At 74.9% G+C, this 24,233-nt stretch carries 20 protein-coding genes; 16 read left to right on the forward strand and 4 right to left on the reverse strand.

Annotation, left to right across the window (positions count from 1 at the left end):
* Nucleotides 1-32 precede the first annotated feature (32 nt).
* From ACFY4B_RS06405 to ACFY4B_RS06420, 4 genes are all read left to right on the forward strand, one after another.
* Nucleotides 33-2,972, forward strand: coding sequence for a nitrate- and nitrite sensing domain-containing protein (locus tag ACFY4B_RS06405; protein WP_387966690.1), 2,940 nt, complete (start codon nt 33-35; stop codon nt 2,970-2,972).
* On the forward strand, nt 2,969-3,379 hold the full coding sequence (locus ACFY4B_RS06410; RefSeq protein ID WP_049651863.1) for a roadblock/LC7 domain-containing protein: 411 nt from the start codon (nt 2,969-2,971) through the stop codon (nt 3,377-3,379). Before ACFY4B_RS06405 ends, ACFY4B_RS06410 begins: the two co-directional genes overlap by 4 nt.
* A 125-nt stretch (nt 3,380-3,504) precedes the next feature.
* Nucleotides 3,505-3,852, forward strand: a complete 348-nt coding sequence (locus ACFY4B_RS06415) for a DUF742 domain-containing protein (protein WP_049651866.1) — start codon at nt 3,505-3,507, stop codon at nt 3,850-3,852.
* Between the two features lie 124 nt (nt 3,853-3,976).
* A complete protein-coding gene (locus ACFY4B_RS06420) occupies nt 3,977-4,549 on the forward strand; it encodes an ATP/GTP-binding protein (RefSeq protein WP_049651867.1) in 573 nt (190 codons plus the stop codon).
* A gap of 145 nt (nt 4,550-4,694) precedes the next feature.
* On the opposite strand, the gene ACFY4B_RS06425 is transcribed toward ACFY4B_RS06420, so the two are convergent.
* Nucleotides 4,695-5,066 (reverse strand): hypothetical protein, encoded by a 372-nt coding sequence (locus ACFY4B_RS06425; protein WP_117491060.1) that lies wholly within the window; start codon nt 5,064-5,066, stop codon nt 4,695-4,697.
* Nucleotides 5,067-5,398: 332 nt separating this feature from the next.
* Between ACFY4B_RS06425 and ACFY4B_RS06430 the strand changes: the two genes are divergently transcribed.
* Both ACFY4B_RS06430 and ACFY4B_RS06435 read left to right on the forward strand, forming a co-directional pair.
* Complete coding sequence (locus tag ACFY4B_RS06430) at nt 5,399-5,971, forward strand: RNA polymerase sigma factor (RefSeq protein ID WP_387966691.1); 573 nt, start codon at nt 5,399-5,401, stop codon at nt 5,969-5,971.
* A gap of 105 nt (nt 5,972-6,076) precedes the next feature.
* A complete protein-coding gene (locus ACFY4B_RS06435) occupies nt 6,077-7,123 on the forward strand; it encodes a hypothetical protein (protein ID WP_387966692.1) in 1,047 nt (348 codons plus the stop codon).
* A 135-nt stretch (nt 7,124-7,258) separates the two neighbouring features.
* Here ACFY4B_RS06435 and ACFY4B_RS06440 read toward each other — a convergent pair whose 3' ends face one another.
* Nucleotides 7,259-8,725: a cation:dicarboxylate symporter family transporter gene (locus tag ACFY4B_RS06440; protein WP_387966693.1), complete on the reverse strand. Its 1,467-nt coding sequence runs from the start codon at nt 8,723-8,725 to the stop codon at nt 7,259-7,261.
* Between the two features lie 223 nt (nt 8,726-8,948).
* On the opposite strand from ACFY4B_RS06440, the gene ACFY4B_RS06445 reads away from it, so the two are divergent.
* The 4 genes from ACFY4B_RS06445 to ACFY4B_RS06460 all read left to right on the forward strand — a co-directional run bounded on the left by ACFY4B_RS06445 (nt 8,949) and on the right by ACFY4B_RS06460 (nt 14,680).
* Nucleotides 8,949-10,784, forward strand: a complete 1,836-nt coding sequence (locus ACFY4B_RS06445) for an ATP-binding protein (RefSeq protein WP_387966694.1) — start codon at nt 8,949-8,951, stop codon at nt 10,782-10,784.
* Complete coding sequence (locus ACFY4B_RS06450) at nt 10,781-11,512, forward strand: response regulator (RefSeq protein ID WP_074004254.1); 732 nt, start codon at nt 10,781-10,783, stop codon at nt 11,510-11,512. Before ACFY4B_RS06445 ends, ACFY4B_RS06450 begins: the two co-directional genes overlap by 4 nt.
* Nucleotides 11,513-11,735: 223 nt before the next feature.
* Nucleotides 11,736-13,169 carry a diaminobutyrate--2-oxoglutarate transaminase gene (locus ACFY4B_RS06455; RefSeq protein WP_387966695.1) on the forward strand — a complete coding sequence of 478 codons (1,434 nt, stop codon included), beginning with the start codon at nt 11,736-11,738 and terminating at the stop codon, nt 13,167-13,169.
* Nucleotides 13,166-14,680 (forward strand): pyridoxal-dependent decarboxylase, encoded by a 1,515-nt coding sequence (locus tag ACFY4B_RS06460; RefSeq protein ID WP_234348391.1) that lies wholly within the window; start codon nt 13,166-13,168, stop codon nt 14,678-14,680. Before ACFY4B_RS06455 ends, ACFY4B_RS06460 begins: the two co-directional genes overlap by 4 nt.
* 46 nt (nt 14,681-14,726) lie before the next feature.
* On the opposite strand, the gene ACFY4B_RS06465 is transcribed toward ACFY4B_RS06460, so the two are convergent.
* Nucleotides 14,727-15,524 carry an inositol monophosphatase family protein gene (locus ACFY4B_RS06465; protein ID WP_049651877.1) on the reverse strand — a complete coding sequence of 266 codons (798 nt, stop codon included), beginning with the start codon at nt 15,522-15,524 and terminating at the stop codon, nt 14,727-14,729.
* Between the two features lie 339 nt (nt 15,525-15,863).
* On the opposite strand from ACFY4B_RS06465, the gene ACFY4B_RS06470 reads away from it, so the two are divergent.
* Nucleotides 15,864-16,724, forward strand: a complete 861-nt coding sequence (locus ACFY4B_RS06470) for a (2Fe-2S)-binding protein (protein WP_387966696.1) — start codon at nt 15,864-15,866, stop codon at nt 16,722-16,724.
* Nucleotides 16,725-16,790: 66 nt separating this feature from the next.
* Complete coding sequence (locus ACFY4B_RS06475; RefSeq protein ID WP_074004433.1) at nt 16,791-17,192, forward strand: VOC family protein; 402 nt, start codon at nt 16,791-16,793, stop codon at nt 17,190-17,192.
* On the opposite strand, the gene ACFY4B_RS06480 is transcribed toward ACFY4B_RS06475, so the two are convergent.
* Nucleotides 17,153-17,566, reverse strand: coding sequence for a DUF6191 domain-containing protein (locus ACFY4B_RS06480; RefSeq protein ID WP_380777691.1), 414 nt, complete (start codon nt 17,564-17,566; stop codon nt 17,153-17,155). The two genes, ACFY4B_RS06475 and ACFY4B_RS06480, sit on opposite strands and share 40 nt — an antisense overlap.
* Nucleotides 17,567-17,744: 178 nt before the next feature.
* On the opposite strand from ACFY4B_RS06480, the gene ACFY4B_RS06485 reads away from it, so the two are divergent.
* The 4 genes from ACFY4B_RS06485 (at nt 17,745) to ACFY4B_RS06500 (ending at nt 24,105) form a co-directional block, all read left to right on the forward strand.
* Entirely contained in the window at nt 17,745-18,503 is a 759-nt protein-coding gene (locus tag ACFY4B_RS06485; protein ID WP_074004258.1) for a dienelactone hydrolase family protein, read from the forward strand.
* Nucleotides 18,504-18,653: 150 nt separating this feature from the next.
* A complete protein-coding gene (locus tag ACFY4B_RS06490) occupies nt 18,654-19,595 on the forward strand; it encodes an alpha/beta fold hydrolase (protein ID WP_387966697.1) in 942 nt (313 codons plus the stop codon).
* A gap of 113 nt (nt 19,596-19,708) precedes the next feature.
* Entirely contained in the window at nt 19,709-21,775 is a 2,067-nt protein-coding gene (locus ACFY4B_RS06495) for a serine/threonine-protein kinase (RefSeq protein ID WP_387966698.1), read from the forward strand.
* A 692-nt stretch (nt 21,776-22,467) separates the two neighbouring features.
* Complete coding sequence (locus ACFY4B_RS06500) at nt 22,468-24,105, forward strand: M4 family metallopeptidase (protein WP_375873404.1); 1,638 nt, start codon at nt 22,468-22,470, stop codon at nt 24,103-24,105.
* The last annotated feature ends 128 nt before the right edge of the window (nt 24,106-24,233 follow it).

A 24,233-nucleotide genomic window follows, 5' to 3' on the forward strand; every position in this document is an offset into this window, starting at 1 on the left:
CAGCCTCTCCCTGCCCGAAAGGCTCCTCACCCATGCGAGAAGACCGCGGTACCGCCCCCGGTGCCCGTCGGGGTGCCCATGCCGGGCCGCCCGCCCGTCCACCGCGGCCCGGCCCGTGGCTGCGCGGCCTGCGCCCCCGGACCGTCCGCGCCCGGATCATCGCCCTGCTGATGGTTCCGGTCGTCTCCGTCATTGCCCTGTGGGGGTTCGCCACCGTCACCACCGCCCAGGGCGTCTGGGGCCTGATGCGCCAGCGCGACGCCCAGCGCACGCTGCTCACGCCGGTCGCGGAGACGGTCGCCGGGCTGCAAGCCGAACGCACGGCCGTCGGTCAGCTGCTGGCCGCCCCGGTGGCCGCCCCCAGCGCCGTCCGGGAGAGCGCCCTGCGCGAGGCGGCGGCGGCCACCGACCGGGCGCTCACTCCGCTGTTCCCGGACCCCCGCCGCCCCGACCGGGGCTACAACCGTGCCGATGCCCAGGGCCTGGGCGGGGACGCGGCCGCCCGACTGGACGCGCTCGGCGGCTCCCTCGCCGCCCTGCCGGTCCTGCGCGACCGGGTCCTGGCCAGGAGCGTCGGCTGGCCCGAGGCGTACGCCGCGTACGGCGAGGCGGTGGACCGGGCGCTCGCCGCCGCCGGTGCCGTCGCGCCGCTCCAGGACCGCCAGGTGGCCGCCGACGCGCGGGTGCTGCTGGAGCTGGCCCGGTCCCGGGAACTGCTCGCCCGGGAGGACGCCCTGCTGCGCGCCGCCCAGCTGTCCGGCGGGCTCGGCGACGACCAGCTGCGGGAGTTCGCCGGCGCGGCCTTCGCCCGGCGCGAGTTCGAGCGAGGCGCCGCCGCCGAGCTGCGCCCCGCCGACCGGGCGGCGCTGCTCGCCGTCACCGGTGGCCAGGACCACCGCGAGCTGGCCGGGTACGAGGACAGGGTGCGGACGGCCGCCGACGGCCGGACGGCGGTCGCGGCGGTGCCGGCCGACCGGTGGGCGATGGTCGCGGGCAATGTGGCCGGCGGCCTGCGGACCTTCGAGGACCAGGCCGGACGGCTCGCCGCCGAGCGCCAGGACCCGTACGCCCTGGGTCTGTTCACCCCGGCGGGGATGGCAGTGCTGCTCGGACTGGTCGGCGTGGTGGCCTCGTTGGTGATCTCGGTGCAGATCGGGCGCGGGCTGGTCACCGATCTGATCGGCCTGCGCAACTCGGCACTTGAGCTGGCCGGGCGCAAACTCCCGGCGACCATACGGAAGTTGCGTGCGGGGGAGGAGGTGGACATCGAGGCCGAGGCGCCCCGGCCGGTGGGGCGGGGCGACGAGATCGGCCAGGTGCAGCGGGCGCTGGGCACCGTCCAGCGGGCGGCCGTCACGGCGGCGGTCGAGCGGGCCGAGGTGCTCTCCGGGGTCTCCGGTGTGTTCGTCAACCTCGCGCGCCGCAGCCAGGTCCTGGTGCACCGCCAACTCACCCTGCTGGACGCGATGGAGCGCCGCACCGACGACCCGTCCGAGCTGGCCGACCTGTTCCGCTTGGACCACCTCACCACCCGGATGCGCCGCCACGCCGAGGGCCTGATCATCCTCTCCGGGGCCGCTCCCGGGCGGGGTTGGCGTCGGCCCGTCCCGCTGGTGGACGTGGTGCGCGCGGCCGTCTCGGAGGTCGAGGAGTACGCCCGGGTCGAGGTCCACCCGCTGCCACGGGCCGCGGTGGTCGGCCACGCCGTCGCCGACCTCACCCACCTGGTGGCCGAACTCGTCGAGAACGCCACCGGGTTCTCCCCGCCGCACACCCGGGTGCACATCCGGGGCGAACGGGTCGGCAACGGCTTCGCGTTGGAGATCGAGGACCGCGGCCTCGGCATGGGCCCGGAGGTGCTGGCCTCGGCCAACCGCCGGATCGCCGCCGCCGAGCAGAGCGACCTCTTCGACAGCGACCGGCTCGGCCTGTTCGTGGTCAGCCGGCTCGCCCGGCGGCAGGACGTCAAGGTCTCGCTGGTGACCTCCGCGTACGGCGGCACCACGGCGGTGGTCCTGCTGCCGACCACGCTGCTGGCCGACGAGACGGCCGACGATACGGCCGAAGTGGAGGCGGAGATGGGGGCGGCGGAGGCGCGGTACGGCTTCGAGCCGGTGCCGCCCCTGCCGCGCGCGGCGGCGCCGGGCGGCGTGGTGGTCGGGGCGGGACCGACGGAGCCGGTGTTCGCCGAGCGGGCACAGCACGGTGGCCCGGAGCGGGAGTTCACGCCGGTGCACGGTCACGCGGGGGAGCCGACGGGCGGTCCCAGCGGTGTCCCGGGTGGCGCCCTGAGCGGCGATCCGAGGCGCCGGGAGCACCCGCGGGACAGGGCAAGTGACGGGCTTCCGGCGGCGGGTGGGCCGCCGCCGGAGGGTGGGGCGCTGCTGCCGTTCGGTGCCCGGGGCAGTGACCCCGGGCCGGTGCGCCGTACCCCCTACCGGGCCTCCGGTGCCCGGGTGGCCGGTCCGGCTGCGGACGGGGGCGCGGGTGCGGCCGCCCGTCCGCAGTCCGGGCCGCCGCAGCCGTACGGTGCGGAGCCGTACCGTACGGAACGCCGTTCGGAGCCGGTGCCCGGACCTGGCTTGCGCGGTCCCCGTCCAGATGGTCAACGACCGGACGGCCATCGACCGGACGGCCCCCAAGTCGACTCGGGCCCCGAGGAGTTGCCGCGCCGGACCCGCCAGGCGAGCCTCGCACCGCAGCTGCGCGAGGGCCCGGCCCGTCCGACCGCGCACAGTCGTCGTACGGCCGCCGCCACTGCAGCCGTGGCCTCGGCCGGGTCCGGCGACGGCTTCGGCGCCGCGGGCCGCAGCCCGGAGGAGGCGCGGGCGGCGATGTCGGCCTTCCAGAACGGATGGGCGCGCGGTCTGCACCCGGAGGTTCGGCGGGACGGGCAGCCCGCCGACGCTCCGCGGCCGCCGCGGGCGCGCCACCCCCAACCCCCGTCCCGACCCGAAGGAGAGCGTCCGTGATCGCCACCACCCACCGCGCGGGGGAGCTGAACTGGCTCCTCGACGAGCTGGTCCAGCGCGCCCCCGAGCTCCGCTTCGCCGTGATGCTCTCCGCCGACGGACTGGCCATGGGCACCTCGGCCGGTCTGGCGCGGGAGGACGGGGAGCATCTGGCGGCCGTCGCCTCCGGCTTCCACAGCCTGGCCAAGGGCGCCGGCCGGCACTTCGGCGCCGGCGAAGTCCGCCAGACCATGGTCGAGTTGGAGGGCGGCTACCTGCTGGTCGCGGCGGCCGGGGAGGGCACCTGCCTCGCCGTGTTCACCACGGCCCGGGCCGACCTCGGCCTGGTCGCCTACGAGATGGCCAGGCTGGTCCGCCGGGTCGGGGAGCACCTGAGCGCCCCGCCGCGGACGGTGGGCGGCCGGTGAGTCCGGTGCCCCACCCGTACCGGGGGCGACATCCCGAGCACCCGAGGGCCGAACCCGACGGTCACCCCCGCAATCCGCTCGCGGCCGCCCACCGGGCCCGCTGGTACGACGACGACGCCGGGCCGCTGGTCCGCCCGTACGCGATGACCAGGGGGCGCACCGGGGCCGGGGAGCAGCGCTTCGACCTGATCGCCGTGGTGGTCGCCGAACTCCCCGACCCGGCGCTCGTACCGGACGCGCCCGAGCCGCCGGTCGGCCCGGAACAGGCGCGCATCCTCGCGCTGTGCCGGGGCACCCCGCTGTCCGTGGCCGAGCTGGCCGCCGAGCTCGACCTGCCGGTGGGCGTCGTGCGGGTGCTGCTCGGCGACCTGCTGGCGGCCGGGCTCATCCGGGTCCGCCGTCCCGTCCCACCCGCCCTGCTCCCCGACGAGCGCATCCTCCAGGAGGTCATCCGTGGACTCCGTGCACTCTGACCACCCGTCCGACCTGCCTGATCCGTCGGTATCGTCCGCCCCGTCCGATCCGTCCGATCCGTACGGCCGGTCCGGTCCGTACGCCGGGTCGGACCCGTTCGATGCCGAGGATCCCGACGACGCCGTGCTGGCGCTCAAGATCCTGGTGGCGGGCGGCTTCGGGGTCGGCAAGACGACGCTGGTCGGCGCGGTCAGCGAGATCCGGCCGCTGCGCACCGAGGAGCGGCTGACCGAGGCCGGGCGGGAGGTGGACGACCTCGACGGCGTGGAGCGCAAGTCGACGACCACGGTGGCGATGGACTTCGGTCGGATCACCATCCGGGAGGGGCTGGCGGTCTACCTGTTCGGCACCCCGGGGCAGGACCGGTTCTGGTTCCTCTGGGACGAGCTGGCCCAGGGGGCGCTCGGTGCGGTGGTGCTCGCCGACACCCGCCGGCTGACCGACTGCTTCCCGGCCGTCGACTTCTTCGAGCACCGGGGCATCCCCTTCGTGGTCGCGGTGAACCGTTTCGCCGGGACACGGGAGTTCAGGCCGGAGGAGGTCGCCCGCGCGCTGGACCTGGACGCGGGTACGCCGGTGCTGTTGTGCGATGCGCGCCACCGGGCCTCGGGCAAGGAGGTGCTGATCAACCTGGTCGAGCACGCGGGCCGGGTGCACGCCGCCCGGCTGCTTGCGGACGTCTCTCCGGTGGGCTGAGGCGGCGGCGGGAGGTGTCGGCGGGCGGACGGCGTGCGGATGACAGCTGACACCTCACAACTAACAGATGACAGCTGACAGATTTCGAAATCTGTCAGCTGTCACCTGTCACCCGTCGACTCTCAGCGGTTCCGGGTCCGGCGGTTCAGCTGTGCCACTGGAACACGATCCGGGTCCAGCTCGACCCGGGGCAGTTGCCCCAGACCGCCCAGGCCTGCGGCCGCGCGCCGATCCACAGGCCGGTGCTCGACGAGCCGTCGGCACAGTAGGTGATGGTGCGCAGTCGTCCGGAGTAGACGTTGCAGGTCCCCTCCCAGCGCCAGCCGTAGTCGGCGGTGATGACGCAGCGGTAGGTCGCGGTCTCGACGGTGTTCCAGTCCGTGTCGGTCTCGGGGGTGATGGCCTGGGTCCGGACCGTCGCCGCGGCGGCCGGCAGGGCGGTGGTCCCGAGCACGCCGAGGGCGGCCGTGGCGGCCAGCCCGAACGTGGCGATCTTCCTGGCGATGCAACCTCGCACGGTGGTTCTCCTTGCTCAGGGGTTCTCGTCGGGCGGAGCCGTCCCCGGTCGCCGGGGTGTCCGCGCGGAGGTGAAGTCCCGCTTCCTGTGCGGTTGGTGACATGGTGCACACGAATGACTGCGCACAGTGAGACGACGAACTATGATGTGACCTGTGTCACAAGTCATTCGGTCGGCTCAAGACCCCTGTGGCCAGGGCGGACCGGGTGCTCGGGGTGCCGATTTCCGGGGAGAGCGGCATGGTGGATTGCAGCGGTCGAAATGCGGGCGGCGGACGGGAAGAGGGCTTCGGTCCGAGTGGGAGTAGCGGTCAATCGGCCGAATTCAACCGAGTGTTCACGGATCTCCTGCCCAGACTCCAGCAGGCGGCGGCCTCCCTCGCCGGCGGTCCGGTCGGCGCCGGGGACGTCGTCCACGAGGCGTACCTGCGGATCGCCCGCCGGCCGGAGCGCTTCCTCGGTCATCCGCAGCCGTACGCCTACGCGTTCACCACGATGGTGAACATCCTGCGCGACCAGTGGCGCCGGGAGCGCCGGCGGGTGTCGATGCCCGAGGTGCCGGAGGTGGGCGACGCCGTCGAGCGGGACCGGGGGGAGTCCGACCCCCGGTCCGGCGGGATGGCCGAGTTGCAGGCGCGCTGGGAGGTGGTCCGCCTGCTGGGCTTCCTGACCGTCAAGCAGGCCCGCGCGGTGGCGCTGGTGGACCTCGACGGCTACAGCGTCGACGAGGCCGCCGAGCTGCTCGGGCTGCACCGCAGCACGCTGGCCGTCACCCGGCGCCGCGCCCACGGCCGACTGCGCGCCGTTCTCCAGCGGGAACGCGAACGCGAGCGGGAGGCGGGGTGCGAACGCGAGCAGGAGCGGGGGTGCGAACAGGAGCGCGAGCGGGAGCACGAGCGGAGCTGAGGGTGCGGAGGTGTGCGGTGGCGGCGGGCGTACGAGCGCCGCCCCGACGCACCGAGCTGACGGCAAGTCAGCTGATGCGCCGCCCCGGCCCGTACCCTGCGAATCGTGATCATCCACCAGCACGGCCGCCTGCGCGCACTGGCCGAGGACGGCCGCTGGCCCGAGCTGCTCGCCGCCTACCGGCAGGGCCGCGCGGCCGCCGTGGCGGAGGCGGGCGAGGAGGCCGCGGCCGTGCTGACCGCGCCGCTCGGCCACCTGATCGCCTACGCGGCGCCGCCCGAGCTGGCCGTCCGGCTGTTCGACCGGGACGGCGGCGCGGGGACGTCCGCCGGAGTGGCCGACCACGACGCCGGCCCGCTCTGGGAGGTGCTGGCGACCCGGCACTCCTGGCTGCGGCTGGCCCCGCTGCTCGGTCCGGTCCCGGTGCGACGGCTGGTCGCGCACACCCGGGCGCTGCTCGGCGAGGACCTCTCGTACGGGGCCGAGCCCGACCCGGAGGGCGTGCCGCTGCGCCTGGAGCCGTGGGAGGCGGCGGGCTGGGACGAGGCGGCCCGGGTACGCGAGTACCTGCCCGGCGGGGGCGCGCGCAGTGCGCTGCTGACCCTGCCGGCCAGCCGGGAGGGCCTGGGCGAGGTGGAGCTGCCCCCGGTGGCGCGGTCGGCCGGACGGCCGGACGGGCCACCGGTCACCCGGGCCCTGGAGGGGCTGGGCGCGCTCGCGCCGTGGGCGGAGACGGCCTGCGTGCGTGGCCAGGCCCCGGCGGCGGCCGCCCTGCTGGCCCGCGACCGGCGGGTGGTCGGCGGGTACCTGCCGTTCGCGCTCGTCTACCCGGCGCTGGTGCGGTCCGCCGCCCTGGAGCGGGCGCGGGGCTGCGCGCACGGGAGGCTGGGGGTGTGGCGGGCGCTGGCCGCGATGACCGGGGCGGACGGCCTGGACGGCCTGGACGGCCTGGACGGCCTGGACGGCCTGGATGGTCCGGACGGTCCGGACGGGGCAGGCGGGGTGGACCGGGGCGAGGTGAACGCGCTGGTGGACCGGATGCGCTGTTTCACCTGGCAGGAGCCGTCGGCCGGGCTGCACCATCTGCACGTCGTGCTGGAGGACCCGGTCGGCGGGGTGTCCTGGGTGGTCAGCGGCTCGCAGGACCTGTGACGAGCGGGCCGGGTACCTGTTCGGGCCCGACCGGGAACGTCGGCCGGACGGGAAAACGAGGACCCCCGGTCCGGCGCCGTTTCCGGGGGTTGGTGGGGGCGCCGGACCGGGGGAGTGCGGGGGTCGCTGCCGGGGTCAGACCCCGGCCGTGGTCGCGCCCTGGGTGGCGGTGCCCCGGGTGGGGACAGCCTCGGGGGCGGTCTCGGGGGCGGTCTCGGGAGTGGCCTCGGGGGCGTCGGCCGTGGGGCCGTCCGACGCGGCGGCGGGACCGGAGGCCGCACCGTGCGAGTCGACCAGCGTCAGCTCGTCGAACGGCAGCTCACCGGCCAGCACCCGCCGGGCGCGCTCGGCGTCGATCTCGCCGGTCCAGTGCCCGATCAGCACGGTCGCGACGGCGTTGCCCGCGAAGTTGGTGAGCGCGCGGGCCTCCGACATGAAGCGGTCGATGCCGACGATCAGGCCGACCCCGTCCACCAGCGCGGGCTTGTGCGACTGAAGCCCGCCCGCGAGGGTGGCCAGGCCGGCGCCGGTGACCCCGGCCGCGCCCTTGCTCGCGATCACCATGAAGACCAGCAGCGAGAGCTGTTCGCCGAGCGACATCGGCTTGTCCATCGCCTCGGAGATGAAGATCGACGACATGGTCAGGTAGATGGCGGTGCCGTCGAGGTTGAAGCTGTAGCCGGTCGGCACGGTGATGCCGACGACCGGGCGGCTGACGCCCAGGTGCTCCATCTTGGCGATCAGGCGGGGCAGCGCGCTCTCGGAGGAGGAGGTGGAGAGGATCAGCAGGAACTCGCGGCCGAGGTACTTCAGCAGCGCGAACACGTTGACCCCGGCGACCAGGCGCAGCAGCGTGCCCAGCACCACGACGACGAAGAGCACGCAGGTGACGTAGAAGCCGATCATGATGACGGCCAGGCTCTTCAGCGCGGCGGTGCCGGTGGCGCCGACCACGGCGGCCATCGCGCCGAAGGCGCCGACTGGCGCGACCCACATGATCATCGACATGACCCGGAAGACCAGCCGCTGCACGTGCTCGATCCCGCGCAGCACCGGCGCGCCGGCCGGGCCCATCGCCTGGAGGGCGAAGCCGGTGAGCAGGGCGACCAGCAGGGTCTGGAGCACCTTGCCCTGGGTCAGGGCGGAGAACAGCGTCTCGGGGATCATCCCGAGCAGGAAGTCGGCGGTCGACTGGGCGCCGCCGGCGGCCGCCTGGGCGTGGCCGGACTTGGCGAGCGCGGCGGTCAGGTGCAGGCCGCCGCCGGGCTCCAGCAGGTTGCCGACGACCATGCCGATGGCCAGCGCGACGGTCGACATGGCGAGGAAGTAGCCGAGGGCGAGGCCGCCGACCTTGCCGACCTTCGCGGCCTTGGTCACCGAGCCGATGCCCAGGACGATGGTGCAGAAGATCACCGGGCTGATCATCATCTTGATCAGGTTGACGAAGCCCGTGCCGATCGGCTTCAGCTCCACGGCGAAACCGGGGGCGGCCAGGCCGACCACCACACCCGCGACCACCGCGGCGATCACGGCGATGTAGAGGTAGTGGGTCCGGTCCTTGCGTCTGGGTCCCGCCGCCGCGGCGGCTCCAGTGATCGACATCTGCGGCTCCCTTGCCGTGCAGTCCTGGTGGCCCCGGGGGGATGGGCCGCTCTGACTATGGGCTCCGAGGTGACGGAGGTCACGTTTGCGTTCATAGAGTTCATGAACGGCGCGGGCGGCCCGGATGTCCGACCCGGCTGTCCGGCCCGGAGGCCCGGCCCGCGAACGGTGCGGGCCGGACGGCCCTCGGGGGCGCCCGGGGGCGTGGTGCACACTGGCAGGCATGTCCGAGCGCACCGCCCCCACCGCCCCGCGCCGCCGCTCGCACCGGCCGACGGGCCGCGGTCCCCGGCGGCTGGTCCGCAGCCTGGCCGGGCAGCTGTTCGTCGTCCAGGTGGTGATCGTCGCCGCCGTGGTCGCCGGTGGCGCGGTGCTCGCGTACCTCTTCACCGCCGACCGGGCCGAGGACGCCGCCCGTCGCCAGGTCACCGCGGTCGCGCACGCCGTCGCCGACTCGCCGTCCGTCCGGGCCGCCGTCGGCGCCCCCGACCCGACCGCGGCGCTCCAGCCGTACGTCGAGCAGGTGCGGGCCGACACCGGGGTCTCCTTCATCACCGTCATGGACACCGACGGCGTGCGCTGGACCCACCCGCTGCCCGAGCAGATCGGCCGGACCTACCTGGGGCACATCGACTGGGCGCTCGCCGGGCAGACCCGCAGCGAGACGTACACCGGCACGCTCGGCCCGTCCGTGCGGGTGGTCGCCCCGGTGTGGGACGAGCGGCACCGGGTGGTCGCGCTGGTCAGCGCGGGCCTCACGGTGGAGTCGATCTCCGCGCAGCTGAGCGGTCCGCTGCTCGCCCTGGTCGGGGTGGCGGTCGCCGCGCTCGCGGTCGGCGGCGTCGGCACCTACCTCGCCAACTCCCGGCTGCGGCGGCACACCCACGGGATGGGGCCGGACCAGCTGAGCCACCTCTACGAGTACCACCAGGCGACCCTGCACGCGGTGCGCGAGGGACTGGTCCTGCTGGACCGCTCGCACCGGGTGGTGCTGTGCAATGACGCCGCCCGTGAACTGCTCGGTCTGACCGGCGACCTGGACGGTCGACCGGTGGTGGAACTGGGCCTGCCGGAGGCGCTGGTGGCGGCCGTGCTGGGGGAGGAGCCCGTCCGGGACGAGGTGCACCTGACCGCCGAGCGCGTCGTGGTGCTGAACACCTCCACCATCGGCACCGGCCCCGGCCTCGGCCGAGTGGTGACCCTTCGGGATCACACCGAACTCCAGGCGCTCAGCGGGGAGTTGGACTCGGTACGGTGCTTCACCGAGGCGCTCGGCGCACAGGCGCACGAAGCCGCCAACCGGTTGCACGCGGTGGTCTCGCTGATCGAACTCGGCCGCCACGAACAGGCGGTGGAGTTCGCCACCGCCGAGCTCGAACTCGCCCAGCAGCTCACCGACCGGGTGGTCGCGGCGGTGGGCGAGCCGGTGCTGGCCGCGCTGCTGCTCGGCAAGGCCGCCCAAGCCGCCGAGCGGGGCGTGGAGTTGACGCTCACCGAGGACAGCCGGATCGACGACGGGGTGCTGCCGCCCGACCTCTCCGCGCGGGACCTGATCACCGTCCTCGGCAACCTGATCGACAACGCCGTGGACGCCGCCATCGCCGGCGCGGCCGAGAGCCCCGTCCCGCCGGAGGTCACCGTCACGGCGCGGATCGCCGGCGGTCGGGACTGCACCGGCGGCGACGGCGAAGGTTGCGACGGCGGCGACGGCGGCGATGGCGGTGACGGCGCCGGGGTGCCCGGCGACTGCCTACTGCTGCGGGTCGCCGACACCGGCGCGGGGATCGACCCGGGCGCGGTCGAGGACGTCTTCCGGCGGGGCTGGAGCACCAAGCAGGACGGGCACGGGCACGGGCTCGGGCTGGCGCTGGTCGCCCAGACCGCCCGGCGCAACGGCGGCACCGTCGAGGTCGGACGGGAGCGCGGCGCGGTGCTCACGGTGCGGCTGCCGCTGGCCGGACGGCCGGGCGGGCCGGGCGGGCCCGGTGGCGAGCCGGGGGAGCCCGCCGACCGGCCCGGTGGGTCGAGCGGTCGGGAGCGGGAAGGGGCCCTGGCGTGAACGGCACCGCCCACACAGCCGCCGCCGGGGCGGGGATCTCCGTCCTGGTGGTCGAGGACGACCCGGTGGCCGCCGCCGCGCACACCCTCTACGTCCGGCGGGAGCCCGGCTTCCACGCCGCCGGGACGGTCCACAGCTGCGCCGACGCGCTGCGCTTCCTGGACCGGGCCCGCGCCGCCGGGACGCCCGTCGACCTCACCCTGCTCGACCTCTACCTGCCGGACGGCCACGGGCTCCAGCTCTGCCGTACGCTGCGCGCGGCCGGCCACAGCACCGACGTCATCGCGGTGACCTCGGCCCGCGACCTCGCGATGGTCCGGCAGGCGGTCTCCGCGGGCGTCGTGCAGTACCTGCTGAAGCCGTTCAGCGCGGCCGCCCTGCACGACCGGCTGGAGCGCTACGCCCGCTACCGCGACAGCCTCGGGCGCAGCGGGGAGGCGACCGGGCAGGAGGAGGTCGACCAGGCGTTCGCCCTGCTCCGTACGCCGGAGCGCAGCACCCTGCCCAAGGGGCTGAGCGCGCCCACCCTGGACACCGTCGCCTCGGTCCTGCGCGAGGCGGCCACCGGGTTGTCGGCGGCGGCCGCGGGCGCGGCGGCCGGGGTCTCCCGGATCACCGCGCGGCGCTACCTGGAGCACCTGGTGGAGACCGGGTGCGCGGTGCGGGAGCCGCAGTACGGGAGCGTCGGGCGGCCGGAGCTCTGCTACCGGTGGCGGCACCGGACCTGAGGGGCGGGGCCCGAGGAGCCGGGCCTGAGGAACCGGACCTGCGGGGCCGGGGCCCGACCGTCGGGTTCGGCCGGTGCGGGCCGGGCCGTGACCTTTCCGCGCGGCGCTCGTTGGAGGAGCCGGGGGAGGTTCACTCACTCGGGTGGTTCTGGGACCCCGAGGGCATTCAGCCAGGTCAAGGGCAGTAAAGTTAGGCTTACCTAACTTCCCCTGGGGGTTTCTCGTGTCGCTCGCTGCCGTACCCGTCCAGGCCGCCTCCGGAGCCCCGGCCGCCGGTGAAGCCATCCTGCGCCGTCAGCGCGTCCGCGAGTCCGCAGCCAGAACCTACGCCCGCTCCTTCCCGATCGTCCCGGTCCGCGCCCACGGCATGACCGTCGAGGGCGCCGACGGGCGGCGCTACCTGGACTGCCTCTCCGGCGCCGGCACGCTCGCCCTCGGCCACAACCACCCGGTGGTGCTGGAGGCGATCCGCCGCACCCTCGACAGCGGCGCCCCGCTGCACCTGCTCGACCTCGCCACCGCCGAGAAGGACGACTTCACCAGCGCGCTCTTCGAGAGCCTGCCCGCCGAGTTCGGCGCCCGCGCCCGGGTGCACTTCTGCGGACCGGCCGGGACGGACGCCGTCGAGGCCGCGCTCAAGCTGATGCAGACCGCCACCGGCCGCTCCTGCGCGCTCGCCTTCACCGGCGCCTACCACGGCATGACCGCCGGCGCCCTCGCGCTCACCGGCAACGTCGCGGTCAAGGAGCCGCTGCCGAGCGGCGGTGAGGTCGCCCGGCTGCCCTACCCGTACGGCTACCGCTGCCCGTTCGGGGTCGGCGGCGAGGCGGGCGCGGACCTCGCCGCGACCTACGTGGAGCGGCTGCTGGACGACCCCTCAGGCGGTGTGGTCGCGCCCGCCGCGATGATCCTGGAAGCCGTCCAGGGCGAGGGCGGGGTCGTCCCCGCGCCCGACGGCTGGCTGCGCGCGATGCGCCGGATCACCGCCGAGCGCGGCATCCCGCTGATCGTCGACGAGGTGCAGACCGGCGTCGGCCGCACCGGCGCGATGTGGGCGATCGAGCACAGCGGCATCGTCCCGGACGCGATGGTCCTCTCCAAGGCCATCGGCGGCAGCCTGCCGCTCGCCGTCGTCGTCTACCGCGAGGACTACGACGGCTGGCGGCCCGGCGCCCACACCGGCACCTTCCGCGGCAACACCCTCGCCATGGCCGCCGGGGCCGCGACGCTGCGCCACGTCGCGGCGAACGGGCTGGTCGAGCGGGCCGCCGTCGTCGGCGAGCGGATGGCGGCCCGGCTGCGCGAACTCGCGGCCGAACTGCCGGTGATCGGCGACGTGCGCGGCCGGGGGCTGATGCTCGGGGTCGAACTGGTCGACCCGGCGGCCGAGCCCGACGCGTGCGGCGCCCGGCCGGCCGACCCGGCGCTCGCGGTGCGGGTCCGGGAGGCGTGCCTGGCGCGGGGGCTGATCGTCGAGCTCGGCGGGCGCCACGACGCGGTGCTGCGACTGCTCCCGCCGCTCACCATCACCGACGAGCAGGTGGCGGCGGTGCTGGAGCGGCTGGCGGAGGCGATCGCGGCGGCGTCCACGGGCGGGCCGACGGGTGGTTCGGCGAGTGGTTCGGCGGGCGCGCCGACGGTGCGGGGCAACCGGTGAGCGGGCCCGGATCCGGCCCCGTCGGGCTCCCCCGGGACGGCGCCGCCACCGACGCCCTGGCGGGCGGCGCGGCCGGTCCTGGCGCGCTCGGACCGCTGCTGGCCACCGTCCTCGACTCCCTGGAGACGGGCGCCGCCATGCGCTCCGGACCGGTGCCGGCGGGCAGCCCGGCCGAGATCGCCGCACTCGTCGACGAGGCCCTGGCCACCGACGACGGACCAGGCGCCCTCGCCCGGCTCACCCAACTGCTCGCCTACGGCGCCGCCGACCCCGCGGACCCGGCCTGCGCCGCGCACCTGCACTGCCCGCCGCTGGCCGTCGCCGCCGCGGCGGACCTCGCGGTCAGCGCCCTCAACCCCTCCCAGGACTCCTGGGACCAGGCCCCCGCCGCCACCGCCCTGGAGAGCACGCTGCTCGCCGAGATCGCCGGGCTCGTCGGCTACGACCCGCAGCGCGCCGCCGGCGTCCTCACCTCCGGCGGCACCGAGTCCAACCTCATGGGGCTCATGCTGGCGCGCGACCAGAAGCTCGACGGCATCGTGGAGCTGGACGGCATCCCGGCCGGCGTCCGGCCCTGCATCCTCGCCTCCGAGGCCGCGCACTTCTCCGTCCAGCGCGCCGCCGCCCTGCTCGGCCTCGGCGAGCGGGCTGTCATCCCCGTCGCGGTCGACCGCGGGCTGCGGATGCGGGAGGACGAACTGGAACGGGCGATGGCCGAGGCCAGCTGGGCCGGACGGACCCCGATCGCCGTGGTCGCCACCGCGGGCACCACCGACACCGGAGCCGTCGACCCGCTCTCCGCCGCCGCCGACCTCGCCGGACGCTACGGCGCCTGGCTGCACGTGGACGCCGCGTACGGCGGCGGGGCGCTGCTCTCCGACCGGCTTGCCCCGCTGCTCGACGGCATCGCCCGCGCCGACTCGGTCTCCCTCGACTGGCACAAGCTCGGCTGGCAGCCGGCCGCGGCCGGGGTCTTCCTGGTGCGCCGCGCCGAGACCTACGTCTCGCTCGCCCGCCGCGCCGAGTACCTCAACCCGGTCGACGACGAGCAGGCCGGCTACCCCAGCCTGCTCGGCCGCTCGCTGCGCACCACCCGCCGGGCCGACGCCTTCAAGCTCGCCGTCACCCTGCGCACCCTCGGCCGGGACGGACTCGGCCGCCTGGTCGACTCCTGCCACGACCTCGCGCTCGCCGCGGCCGACGCCGTGCGCGCGGACCCGGCGCTCGAGCTCTACGCCGAGCCGGTGCTCACCGCCGTCCTCTTCCGCTACCGGCCGCCCGGTGTGACGGACGAGGCCGCGCTGGACGAGGTGAACGGCCGGCTGCGGCGCCTGCTGCTGCGCACCGGCCGGGCGGTGGTCGGCCGCACCGAACTCCCGGGCGACGGTCCGGGCCGGGTCCGGTTGAAGCTCACGCTGCTGAACCCCCACACCACGGTGGGGGAGGTCGGCGCGCTGGTGCGGGAGGTGGTGGGCGCCGGCCGCAAGGTCGCGGGCGAGCGGGCCGGGTAGGGCCGACGGAGGTTCCGCGGGGGCTCCGGGCGGGCGGGCCCCGGCGTCAGCCAGCGAGGAGGATCGACCGGGTGAGCTCCCAGGTCTCGGGGTCGGCGGCGACCAGGAGGCCGTCCTCGCAGCCGGGGGCCTCCGGGCGGTACGGGGTGCCGTCCGGGCGGGCGGAGACGCCGCCGGCCTCGGTGACCAGGAGGGAGCCCGGGGCGTGGTCCCAGGGGAGGGTGCGCCAGTAGAGGAGGAAGTCGAAGCGGCCGTCGACGACGTCCGGGTACTCGATCCCGGCGGCGTGCCGACCGGGGGAGATCTCGCCGAAGGCCGCGATGTTGTCCTGGAGTCGGCGGCGGTGCGCGGCGTCGAGGTAGCGGCTCTTCACCGAGCCGCGCAGCTTCGCGACGTCCTTCGGTGCCGGGGGGCGGGTCAGGCGCACGCCGTCGCGCCAGGCGCCGGAGCCCAGCTCGGCGCAGTAGGCGGTGGCGGTGGCGGGCTGCCAGATCCAGGAGGCGACGGTCCGGCCGGAGCGGACCAGGGAGCACATCACGGCGTACTCGGGTCTGCCGGCGACGAAGTTGGCGGTGCCGTCCACCGGGTCGACCAGCCAGGCGGCCGGCTCGTCGTGGAGGGCCAGGGCGAGCGACGGGTCGGCGGAGACCGCCTCCTCGCCGACCACGGGGACGGGCAGCAGCTCGTGCAGTCGACGGGCGATGATCGCCTCGGCCTCGCGGTCGGCGACCGTGACGATCTCGCCGGGGGCCTTCTCCATCACCTCGCCGGCGGCCAGCGCCCGGAAGCGCGGCTCCACCACCTCGGCCGACGCCTCGGCGAGTATCTCCGCCACCTTGTCCATCAGCACGTTCGCGCTCCCTTCGCTGCCTACCACTCTCCCACGAGCGGAGGAAGGGGGCGGCGGCGGTCCGGGGCGGTGGAACGGCTGACGGCCTACGGTTGATGGCTGACAGATAACAGATAACAGATAACAGCTGACAGATTTCGAAATCTGTCAGCTGTTCGCCCCCGGCCGTCGACGGCCACTTCGGCGCGTCCACGCCCGCGGCCTTCGGGCCACTTCGACCGGCGGGACCGGTGAGCCGACCGGTGGAGTTGGGCATGGTCATCGGGTGCGGTGATGCGTTGTAAGGTGAGCCTCACCTTAATCGATCATGCGGAATCGATCTCGGGAGTGCCCATGGTTCCCGGAACACCCCTGCCCGTAGCACCCTGCGCGTCCTCCGCGCTGGTCGCCGACTACCGGCGGCTGCGGGAGCTCTGCCCGGTGCTGGAGCTGCGCCTGCTCGACGCCGCCGAGCCCGCCCCGGGCCTCGCCGACGGCTGGCACTCCGGAGCCGAACTCGCCACCGACGAACGGGCACTGGCCGCCGTCCTGGCGGGTGCGGAGGCCCGCATCGCCGACGAGCACGGCCGCGCTCCGCGCCCGCACGTCACCGCCTCCCGGTTGCTCCACCACTACGTCTGGTCGGCCTGCCTGCTGATCGCCGGCCCCTGGCACCTCGCCCGCCGGGTCCCCGTCGTCGACCCGGCCGACCTCTGGCTGCACGCCCCCACCGGCGCGCTCGCCCTGCGCCCGCGCGGGTACGTCACCCTCCCCGGCGACGACGAACTGCGCGCCGAGCTGCGGGCCGCCGTGGTCGCGCACCTCGGACCGGTGCTCGCCGCGTTCGCCGGTCCCACCCGGCGCCGCGACCGGGCGCTCTGGGGCATGGTGACGGACGATCTGGCCTCCGCCCTCTGGTACCTGGGGCGGATGCTCGGCGAGGAGGGTGCCGCCGTCGCCGCCGCAGGGGAGGGCGCCGCCGTCGCGGTCGCCGAGGAGGACGCCGCCGTCGCCGCCGCCGAGGCCGTCCTGCCCGGCGGCACCCTGCCGCTCCCCGGCGGCGCCGACTTCCGCCGCCTGCACACCCCCGACGGGCGCGCCCACCACACCCGCACCCGGCTCGCCTGCTGCCTCTACTACGCGGTCGGGCCCGCGGCCACCGCCTGTCTGACCTGCCCGAGGACCTCCGACGAGGAGCGGCTGCGGCGGCTCTGACGGTCCGTCCACAGTCGGGCCGCGCAGCCTGGTTCGCTGTCAGTGGCATCGGCTATGGTCGCCGACATGATCGATTCCACCACGCGGGTCCGGATCGCCCGCCCCTCGCGCGACATCGCGGCGGCCGAGCGCTTCTACGTCGACGCCCTCGGCCTCGCCGTGCAGTGGCGCAGCACCGAGCGGGTGTCCGGCGAGCACGACCTGCTGATGGTCGGCCCGCCCGGCGGCAGTTGGCACTTCGAGCTGACGCACGACCCGGAGCGGCCGCTGGAGCCCACCCCGACGGTGGACGACCTGTTCGTCGTCTACCTCGGCGCCCCGGTGGACGAGGCACTGGTCGCCCGGCTGGAGGAGGCCGGCGGCACCCGGGTCGCGTCCCACAACCCGTACTGGGACGAGCACGGCGTGACGATAGCCGACCCGGACGGCTACCGGCTGGTGCTCTGCTCCCGCACCTGGGGGGCCTGAGCCTCAGGCTCCCGGGGCGCCCGGCCGGCCGTACCCGTTCCGATCCCCTCGCGCTCCGCGGGGCCGGGCGCACGTCCTCCGGCCCCGCCGGGCAGCACCGCCACGCCCCGGTCCAGGTCCACGCCGAAGTGCGGCGGCGCCCCGGCCTGTTCGTCGTCCCGGAGCACGAGCTGCTCCCGCTTCTGCTCGACCTGCACCTGCTTGCCCGGGCTGAACAGCGCGTGCAGCTCCTCCAGCCCGCCGGCACCCGTCCCCACCCCGGGCCCGCGCCGCCGCGGCCGCGACGAGGACTCGTCCTGGACCTGCCACACCGCCAGCAGCACCAGCCCCAGCACCGCCGCGACCGTCGCCGCCACACCCACGATCCACCCCATGCCCGCTCAACGCGCGCACGGGGCCACGGCGTTCCCCCGGGCGCACACGTGGGCGCGCCGCGGGTACGTCGCGGATTCGACGCGGGTTCGACGCGGCCGCACTGTGGCGCAAAGCGCACGGGCGGGCGGCGGGTCCACCGGATACGCTGCCGGACGAATCGGAAGGAGCACCCTCACCATGCTCGTGCGCGGAACCCTCGTGGACATCCCGACGGCGGACGGCACCGCCGACGCCTACCTCGCCCACCCCGACGACGGCCGGGCCCACCCGGGCGTCATCCTCTTCACGGACGCCTTCGGCCTCCGGCCGCACGTGGAGGGCATGGCCGACCGGCTGGCCGCGGCCGGGTACGCCGTACTCGCCCCCAACCTCTTCTACCGCGCCGGCCGCGCGCCGGTCTTCGACCTGCCGGAGCGCATCGACCTGGAGCAGGCCGACGAACTCTTCGGCCGGATCTTCCCGCTGATCGAAACGCTCACCCCGGACGCGAACTCCCGCGACGCGGACGCGTACCTGCGCTGGCTCGCCGAGTCCCCGCTGGTCCAGGACGGCCCGGTCGGCCTGACCGGCTACTGCTTCGGGGCCATGCTGGCGCTGCGCGCCGCCGCCAGCCACCCGGACCGGATCGCCGTCGCGGCCGGGTTCCACGGCGGCAGGCTCGCCACCGACAGCCCGGACAGCCCGCACCTGGGCGCCGACCGGATCACCGCGGAGCTGTACTTCGGCCACGCGGACGAGGACCCGTCGCTGCCGCCCGAGCAGATCGACCGGCTCGCCGCGGCCCTCACCGCCGCCGGTGTCCGGTACCGGGCGGAGGTCTACGCCGGCGCCCCGCACGGCTACACCCAGGCCGACACCAACCGCTACGACGCGGTGGCGGCCGAGCGGCACTGGGAGGCGCTGCTCGGGCTGCTGAAGCGGGCCCTGCCTGCCTGAGGGGCCGTCGGAGAACTGTCCGGGGCCGGTCTGATGATCACCTGAGACCGGTCCCGGACAGGTCTGAGGACTGCCCGAGGCCGCTCGCAGGACGGTCGGAACCAGGCCCGGGGGAAACGGGGCCGAACGAGGGATCCAGGGGGACGGCACATGAACACCAGTCAGGGCACGCGGGGAAAGCCCGCCGGGCCGGGTCTGCGGAGCGTCCAGGAGGCCGTCGCGCGGGCGCTCGGCGAGCACCTGCCCGGCGGCGTGCGCACCGGCGAACTGGACCGGGACGGACGGGCGTTGCGCTGGGTGGAGGCCGGCCGGGGCGGCGCCGTGCCGGTGGTCCTGATCGCGGGCGCCGGGACGTCGGCGCTCACCTGGTCGGCCGTCCTGCCCGAACTCGCCCGGTACGGGAGGGTCGTGGCGTACGACCGGGCCGGGCTGGGGGCCAGCGAGCCCGAGCGGTCCACTGCCCCGACGCTGAACGGCCAGCTCGCCGACCTGGCCGCCCTCGTGCGGCACCTGGACGCGGGCCCGGCCCTCCTGGTCGGGCATAGCTGGGGCGGCCAGCTGTCCCAACTCCTCGCCTGGCAGCGGCCGGAGCTGGTGGCCGGGCAGGTGCTCGTGGACCCGGCGCACGAGGAGTTCCAGCCGCGGTCCATCCAGGTCGCCGAGGCCGTGCTGAACCGGCTCTGGCTGTACCGGCTCTGGCTGTACCGGACGGCGCTGTCGCCGACCTCGCCCGAACCGGAGGAGCCGCTCGCCCGGGCCGAGGCGGCCGTGATCGCGCACCGGCACCAGCGGCGTGCCCTCCTCGCCGAACTGGGGCTGACCGCCGCCGCCGTCCCCGAGCTCCGTCGTCGCCGCGCCGGGGCTCCGCCGACCGAGGCGCCGCTGGCCGTCCTGAGCGCGACCCGGGGGCTGCCCAGGGCGATGCGCGTCCGCTGGACCGCCCTCCAGGCGGGTGTCGCGAGGAGCGCCGTCCGGGGGACGCACGGCACGGTGCTCGGCGCCGGTCACGCCATCCAGGCCGACCGGCCCCACGCGGTCGTCTCGGCCGTCCGGGAAGTCGCGGACCGTGCTCGATATTTCCTCAAGGACTGACAACTCGCGCCCAATTCCTTTTCGGACCTGCACGACTGAGTCCACGACACCCTCTGGCACACTGTGTGCCGACGACCCGCGGGGGTGGGGTCATGACACGGGGGAGCAGGGGTATGAGCGGCGCGGGCACCGTGCTCGGCGGGCGGTACGAGCTGGTCGAGAAGATCGGCGGCGGCGCCATGGGCTCGGTCTGGAAGGCCGAGGACACCGTGCTGGCGCGCAGGGTCGCGGTCAAGATCCTGCGCTCGGAGCTGCTGGAGGACGACACCTCCGCCCAGCGCTTCCGCCGCGAGGCCCAGCTGGTCGCCGCGGTCGACCACCCCGGTGTGGTGGGCGTCCACGACTACGGCGAGAGCGGCGGGGACGGCGAGGAGCGCTGCGCCTACATCGTCATGGAGCTGATCGACGGCCGTCCGCTGGACCGGGTGCTCAAGGACACCGGACCGATGGGCGTCGAGCGCACCCTCGACCTGGTGGCCGGAGCCCTGGACGCGCTGCACGCCGCGCACCAGCGGGAGATCGTCCACCGGGACATCAAGCCGTCCAACCTGATGGTGCGTTCGGACGGCCGGGTGGCCATCACCGACTTCGGCATCGCCCGGGCGCTCGCCAGCACCAAGCTCACCGCCCCGTTCGCGATCATCGGCACCGCGCTCTACATGTCCCCGGAGCAGGCCGAGGGCGTGAACCTCGGGCCGGCCACCGACCTGTACTCGATCGGCGTGGTCTGCTACGAACTGCTGGTCGGCGAGCCGCCGTACTCCGGTGACGGGCCGCTCCAGATTGCGCTCAAGCACGTCAACCAGCCGGTGCCGGAACTGCCGGACACCTTTCCGGCGCCGGTACGGGCACTGGTCGCCCGGGCTCTCGCCAAGAAGCCCGAGGAGCGGTACGCGGACGCGGCGGAGATGGCGAGGGCGGTCCGGGCGGCGCTCGCGGGGGAGGGCTTCGCCGGCGGCGGGCAGACGCCGGGGAAGGCCGGCGCGGCCGACAGCGGGACCCTCCCGCTCCGGCCCGGTGCGGGCCCGGCGGCCAAGGGCGGTGCGGTCTCGGGCGGTGCGGTCCCGGCGGCCGAGGGCGGTGCCGCGGAGCCCGCGAAGGACGGTGCGGCGGGGCCGGCCCAGGGCGGCGCAGCCGTGGCGCTGGTCAAGGGCGGGGCGGTGGTGGTGCCCGCCGCGGGTGGCGCCCCGGCACCGGACGAGGTGGCGAAGGTGGAGCCGCAGGCGCAGACCGAACCCGGTCGGCGGCGGTCCCGGCGCACCCTGCTGGTGCCCGTCGTCATCCCCGTGGTCATCTCGATGGGCACGGCGACCGTCCTGCTGGTCGACCGCGGGGCCGGCGGCACCGACGCGGCCCAGTCGCCCGGCGCCCAGCCGACCGTGGTGGTCACCGCCCCCGTGACCCCGGGCACCGCGACCTCGGCGCCCGCGACCACCACCGCGCCGACCACCCCGGCGCCGACCGACACCCCGGCGGCCACCCCGGGCCCCGACCAGCCGGCGCCCGGCGCCGCCCAGAACCAGCCGCAGGTCCCGGTCCCGCCGGTGTCGGCCACCGGTGGTCAGGGCGGCAGTGGCGGTTCGGGCGCCTCGGCCGGTTCGGGTGGCGCCCGGACCGGTGGTACGGGCGCGGCCGCCGGCGGGGCGTCGTCGGCCGGTCAGGGGAGCCAGCCCGGCGGCGGCAACCCGCCCAACCCGCCCGCCAACCAGAACCCGCAGCCTCCGGCCCAGAGCGCCAACGGCGGGACCACCAGCGTCCCGCAGAGCCCGCCCCGGCCCGCGTCCTGCGGCGGCACCAGCTGGAGCACCATCGTCAGCGCGAAGGACGGCCGCGCGATCGGGATGCGCGACGACAACCTGAACGGCGACAACCCGATCGTCGTCGGCGGTCACGCGCAGTACGGCTGGGTGCGCTCGACCAACCCCGGCATGTGGATCCTGTTCAACGCCTGCAACAACGGCGGCCCGCAGCTGGTCCAGACGATGGACGGGAAGGTCGTGCTGAGCAACGGCCTCAGCTTCCTCACCAACTGGACGATGCGCACCGGCAGTTCGGCCGGCTCGTACACGCTGGGCGACTACCAGAACCAGTCCTGCATGACCAACAACGGCCCCGGCAGCGCCGTCACCATGGTCTCCTGCACCCCCGGCAACGCCGCCCAGGAGTGGCGGCTGCAGTAGGGGCCCGCCCGAGGCATGAGAATTCGCGGCGCGGGGTGCGCGAGCGGCCTGTGAGGCTGCCGGTGACCACCACCACCGCCCCGTGAAGGAGGAGCCGTGGGCTCCAGCGCAGCCGTGCCGTCGCTTCCCTCTGCTGCCGTCCCCCAACTCGCGCGCAGGGAGGTGGCCCTGCGGTCCGGGCGGTGACGGTGCCGGTCGGCTGACTAGCAGACGACCTCCCGGTGTTCAAGGTGGTCCGGGTGGCGGGACCTCGCCACCGGCGTGTCAAGGAACCGTATGGAGTCTTCTACACACATGTAAAAGTCGATCGACGGCCGACCGGGCCCGCTCGTCGGGTCGGCGTGCGGCGTGCGGCGGGTGGATTCCCGTAGGTGCAGGCGACCGGGCGTCGTTCGGGTCGGAGCCCTTGGCGGGATGTGGCGAATTGCCCGGGTTCGTCTGCTGATTGGAGGCTCTTTACCCGATGGCGGGACCTGGCCAATTGCTGAGCAAGACCTGTCAATTCACCTGCTGGATTGTCATGCTTCTGGTCATCCCCCAGCGGTAGCCCCACCCCCACCCATCGGTGGCGAACCGCTCGACTGCACGGGGTTCCCGCACGTCAGTGCCCGTCCCGCCCCACAGGTGCCGACCCGGCCCCCCGGGACGCGGTGCGACCGCGCCCAGACGCGGATTCCCGGAAGGACTCGTACGTGAAGCGTAAGCTCGCGGCCGTCGCCGTACTCTCGGCCACGGCCCTGTTGACCGGTGTGATCCAGGTGAGCACCGCCGCCCAGGCCGCTCCCACCCCCTCGCTGCAGGCCCAGGCCGCCCAGCAGCACGCGACCGCGCTCAAGCTGGCGGCCGGTCAGGCCGGCCCGCTGGCCAAGGCGCTCAAGCTCGGCGACAAGGAGCAGCTGGTCGCCAAGGACGCCGCGGTGGACAAGGACGGCACCCGCCACCTGCGCTTCGAGCGCACCTACGCCGGCCTGCCGGTGATCGGTGGCGACCTGGTCGTCCACCAGAAGGCCGACGGCTCGGTGAAGTCGGTCGACAAGGCGGTCGCCGCCCGGATCGCGCTGCCGAACACGACCCCGAAGATCGCCGCCGACCAGGCCGCCACGCAGGTCACCGCAGGGGTCAAGGCCACCATCGGGGCGCGCGCCGACGCCGACGAGTCGCCGCTCACCGAGGTCCACCAGGCCGGCAAGGCTGAGCTGGTGGTCTGGGCCACCGACGGCAACCCGCGCCTGGCGTACCGCACCACGGTCGAGGGCCGGCGCGCCGACGGCACCCCGAGCCGCCAGATCCTGGTCACCGACGCGGCCGACGGCCGGGTCCTCGCCACCCACGAGACGATCGAGACCGCGGCCGGCACCGGCAACGGCATCTTCGTCGGCCAGGTCCCGCTGGCCACCACCCAGAGCGGCTCGAACTACCAGCTGAAGGACGCCGGTCGCGGCGGCCAGTCCACCAGCGACCTCAACAACGGCACTGACGGCACCGGCTCGCTGTTCGCCAACACCAGCAACAGCTTCGGTGACGGCACCGTCAACAACCGCGAATCCGCCGCCGTGGACGCCCAGTTCGGTGCCGCCACCACCTGGGACTTCTACAAGAGCACCTTCGGCCGCAATGGCATCCGCAACGACGGCGTCGGCGCCCTGAGCCGGGTGCACTACGGCTCCAACTACGTCAACGCCTTCTGGGACGACAGCTGCTTCTGCATGTCGTACGGCGACGGCAGCAACAACACCGCACCGCTCACCGAGATCGACGTGGCCGGCCACGAGATGAGCCACGGCGTGACCGCGGCCACCGCGAACCTCAACTACGCGGGCGAGTCCGGCGGCCTCAACGAGGCGACCTCGGACATCATGGGCACGATGGTCGAGTGGTACGCCAACCTGCCCTCCAACCCGCCGAACTACTGGATCGGCGAGCTGATCAACCTCAACGGCAACGGTACGCCGCTGCGGTACATGGACCAGCCGAGCAAGGACGGCGGCTCGGCGGACTACTGGGACGCGAACGTCGGCAACCTGGACGTGCACTACTCGTCCGGGGTGGCGAACCACTTCTTCTACCTGCTGTCCGAGGGCAGCGGCGCGAAGACGATCAACGGGTTCAGCTACAACAGCCCGACGTACGACAACTCCACGCTCGCGGGCATCGGCCGGGACAAGGCCGCGCAGATCTGGTACCGCGCGCTGACCACGTACTTCACCTCCACCACCGACTACGCGGGCGCCCGTGCGGGCACCCTCAGCGCGGCGGCGGACCTGTACGGGTCGGGCAGCGCGGAGTACAACGCGGTCGCCGCGACCTGGACGGCCGTCAACGTCAACTGATCCAGCTCCGGGGAGACTTCGGGCATGAGTCCAGCCCGGAGCTGAACCGGGCCCGGGCCTGAACCCATCAGGCCCGGGCCCGGGGAGGTGTGGAGGGCCCCGCCGGGCCGTGGGTGCCGGCCGGCGGG

Source organism: Kitasatospora sp. NPDC001261, from assembly GCF_042896795.1.
Taxonomy (GTDB): domain Bacteria; phylum Actinomycetota; class Actinomycetes; order Streptomycetales; family Streptomycetaceae; genus Kitasatospora.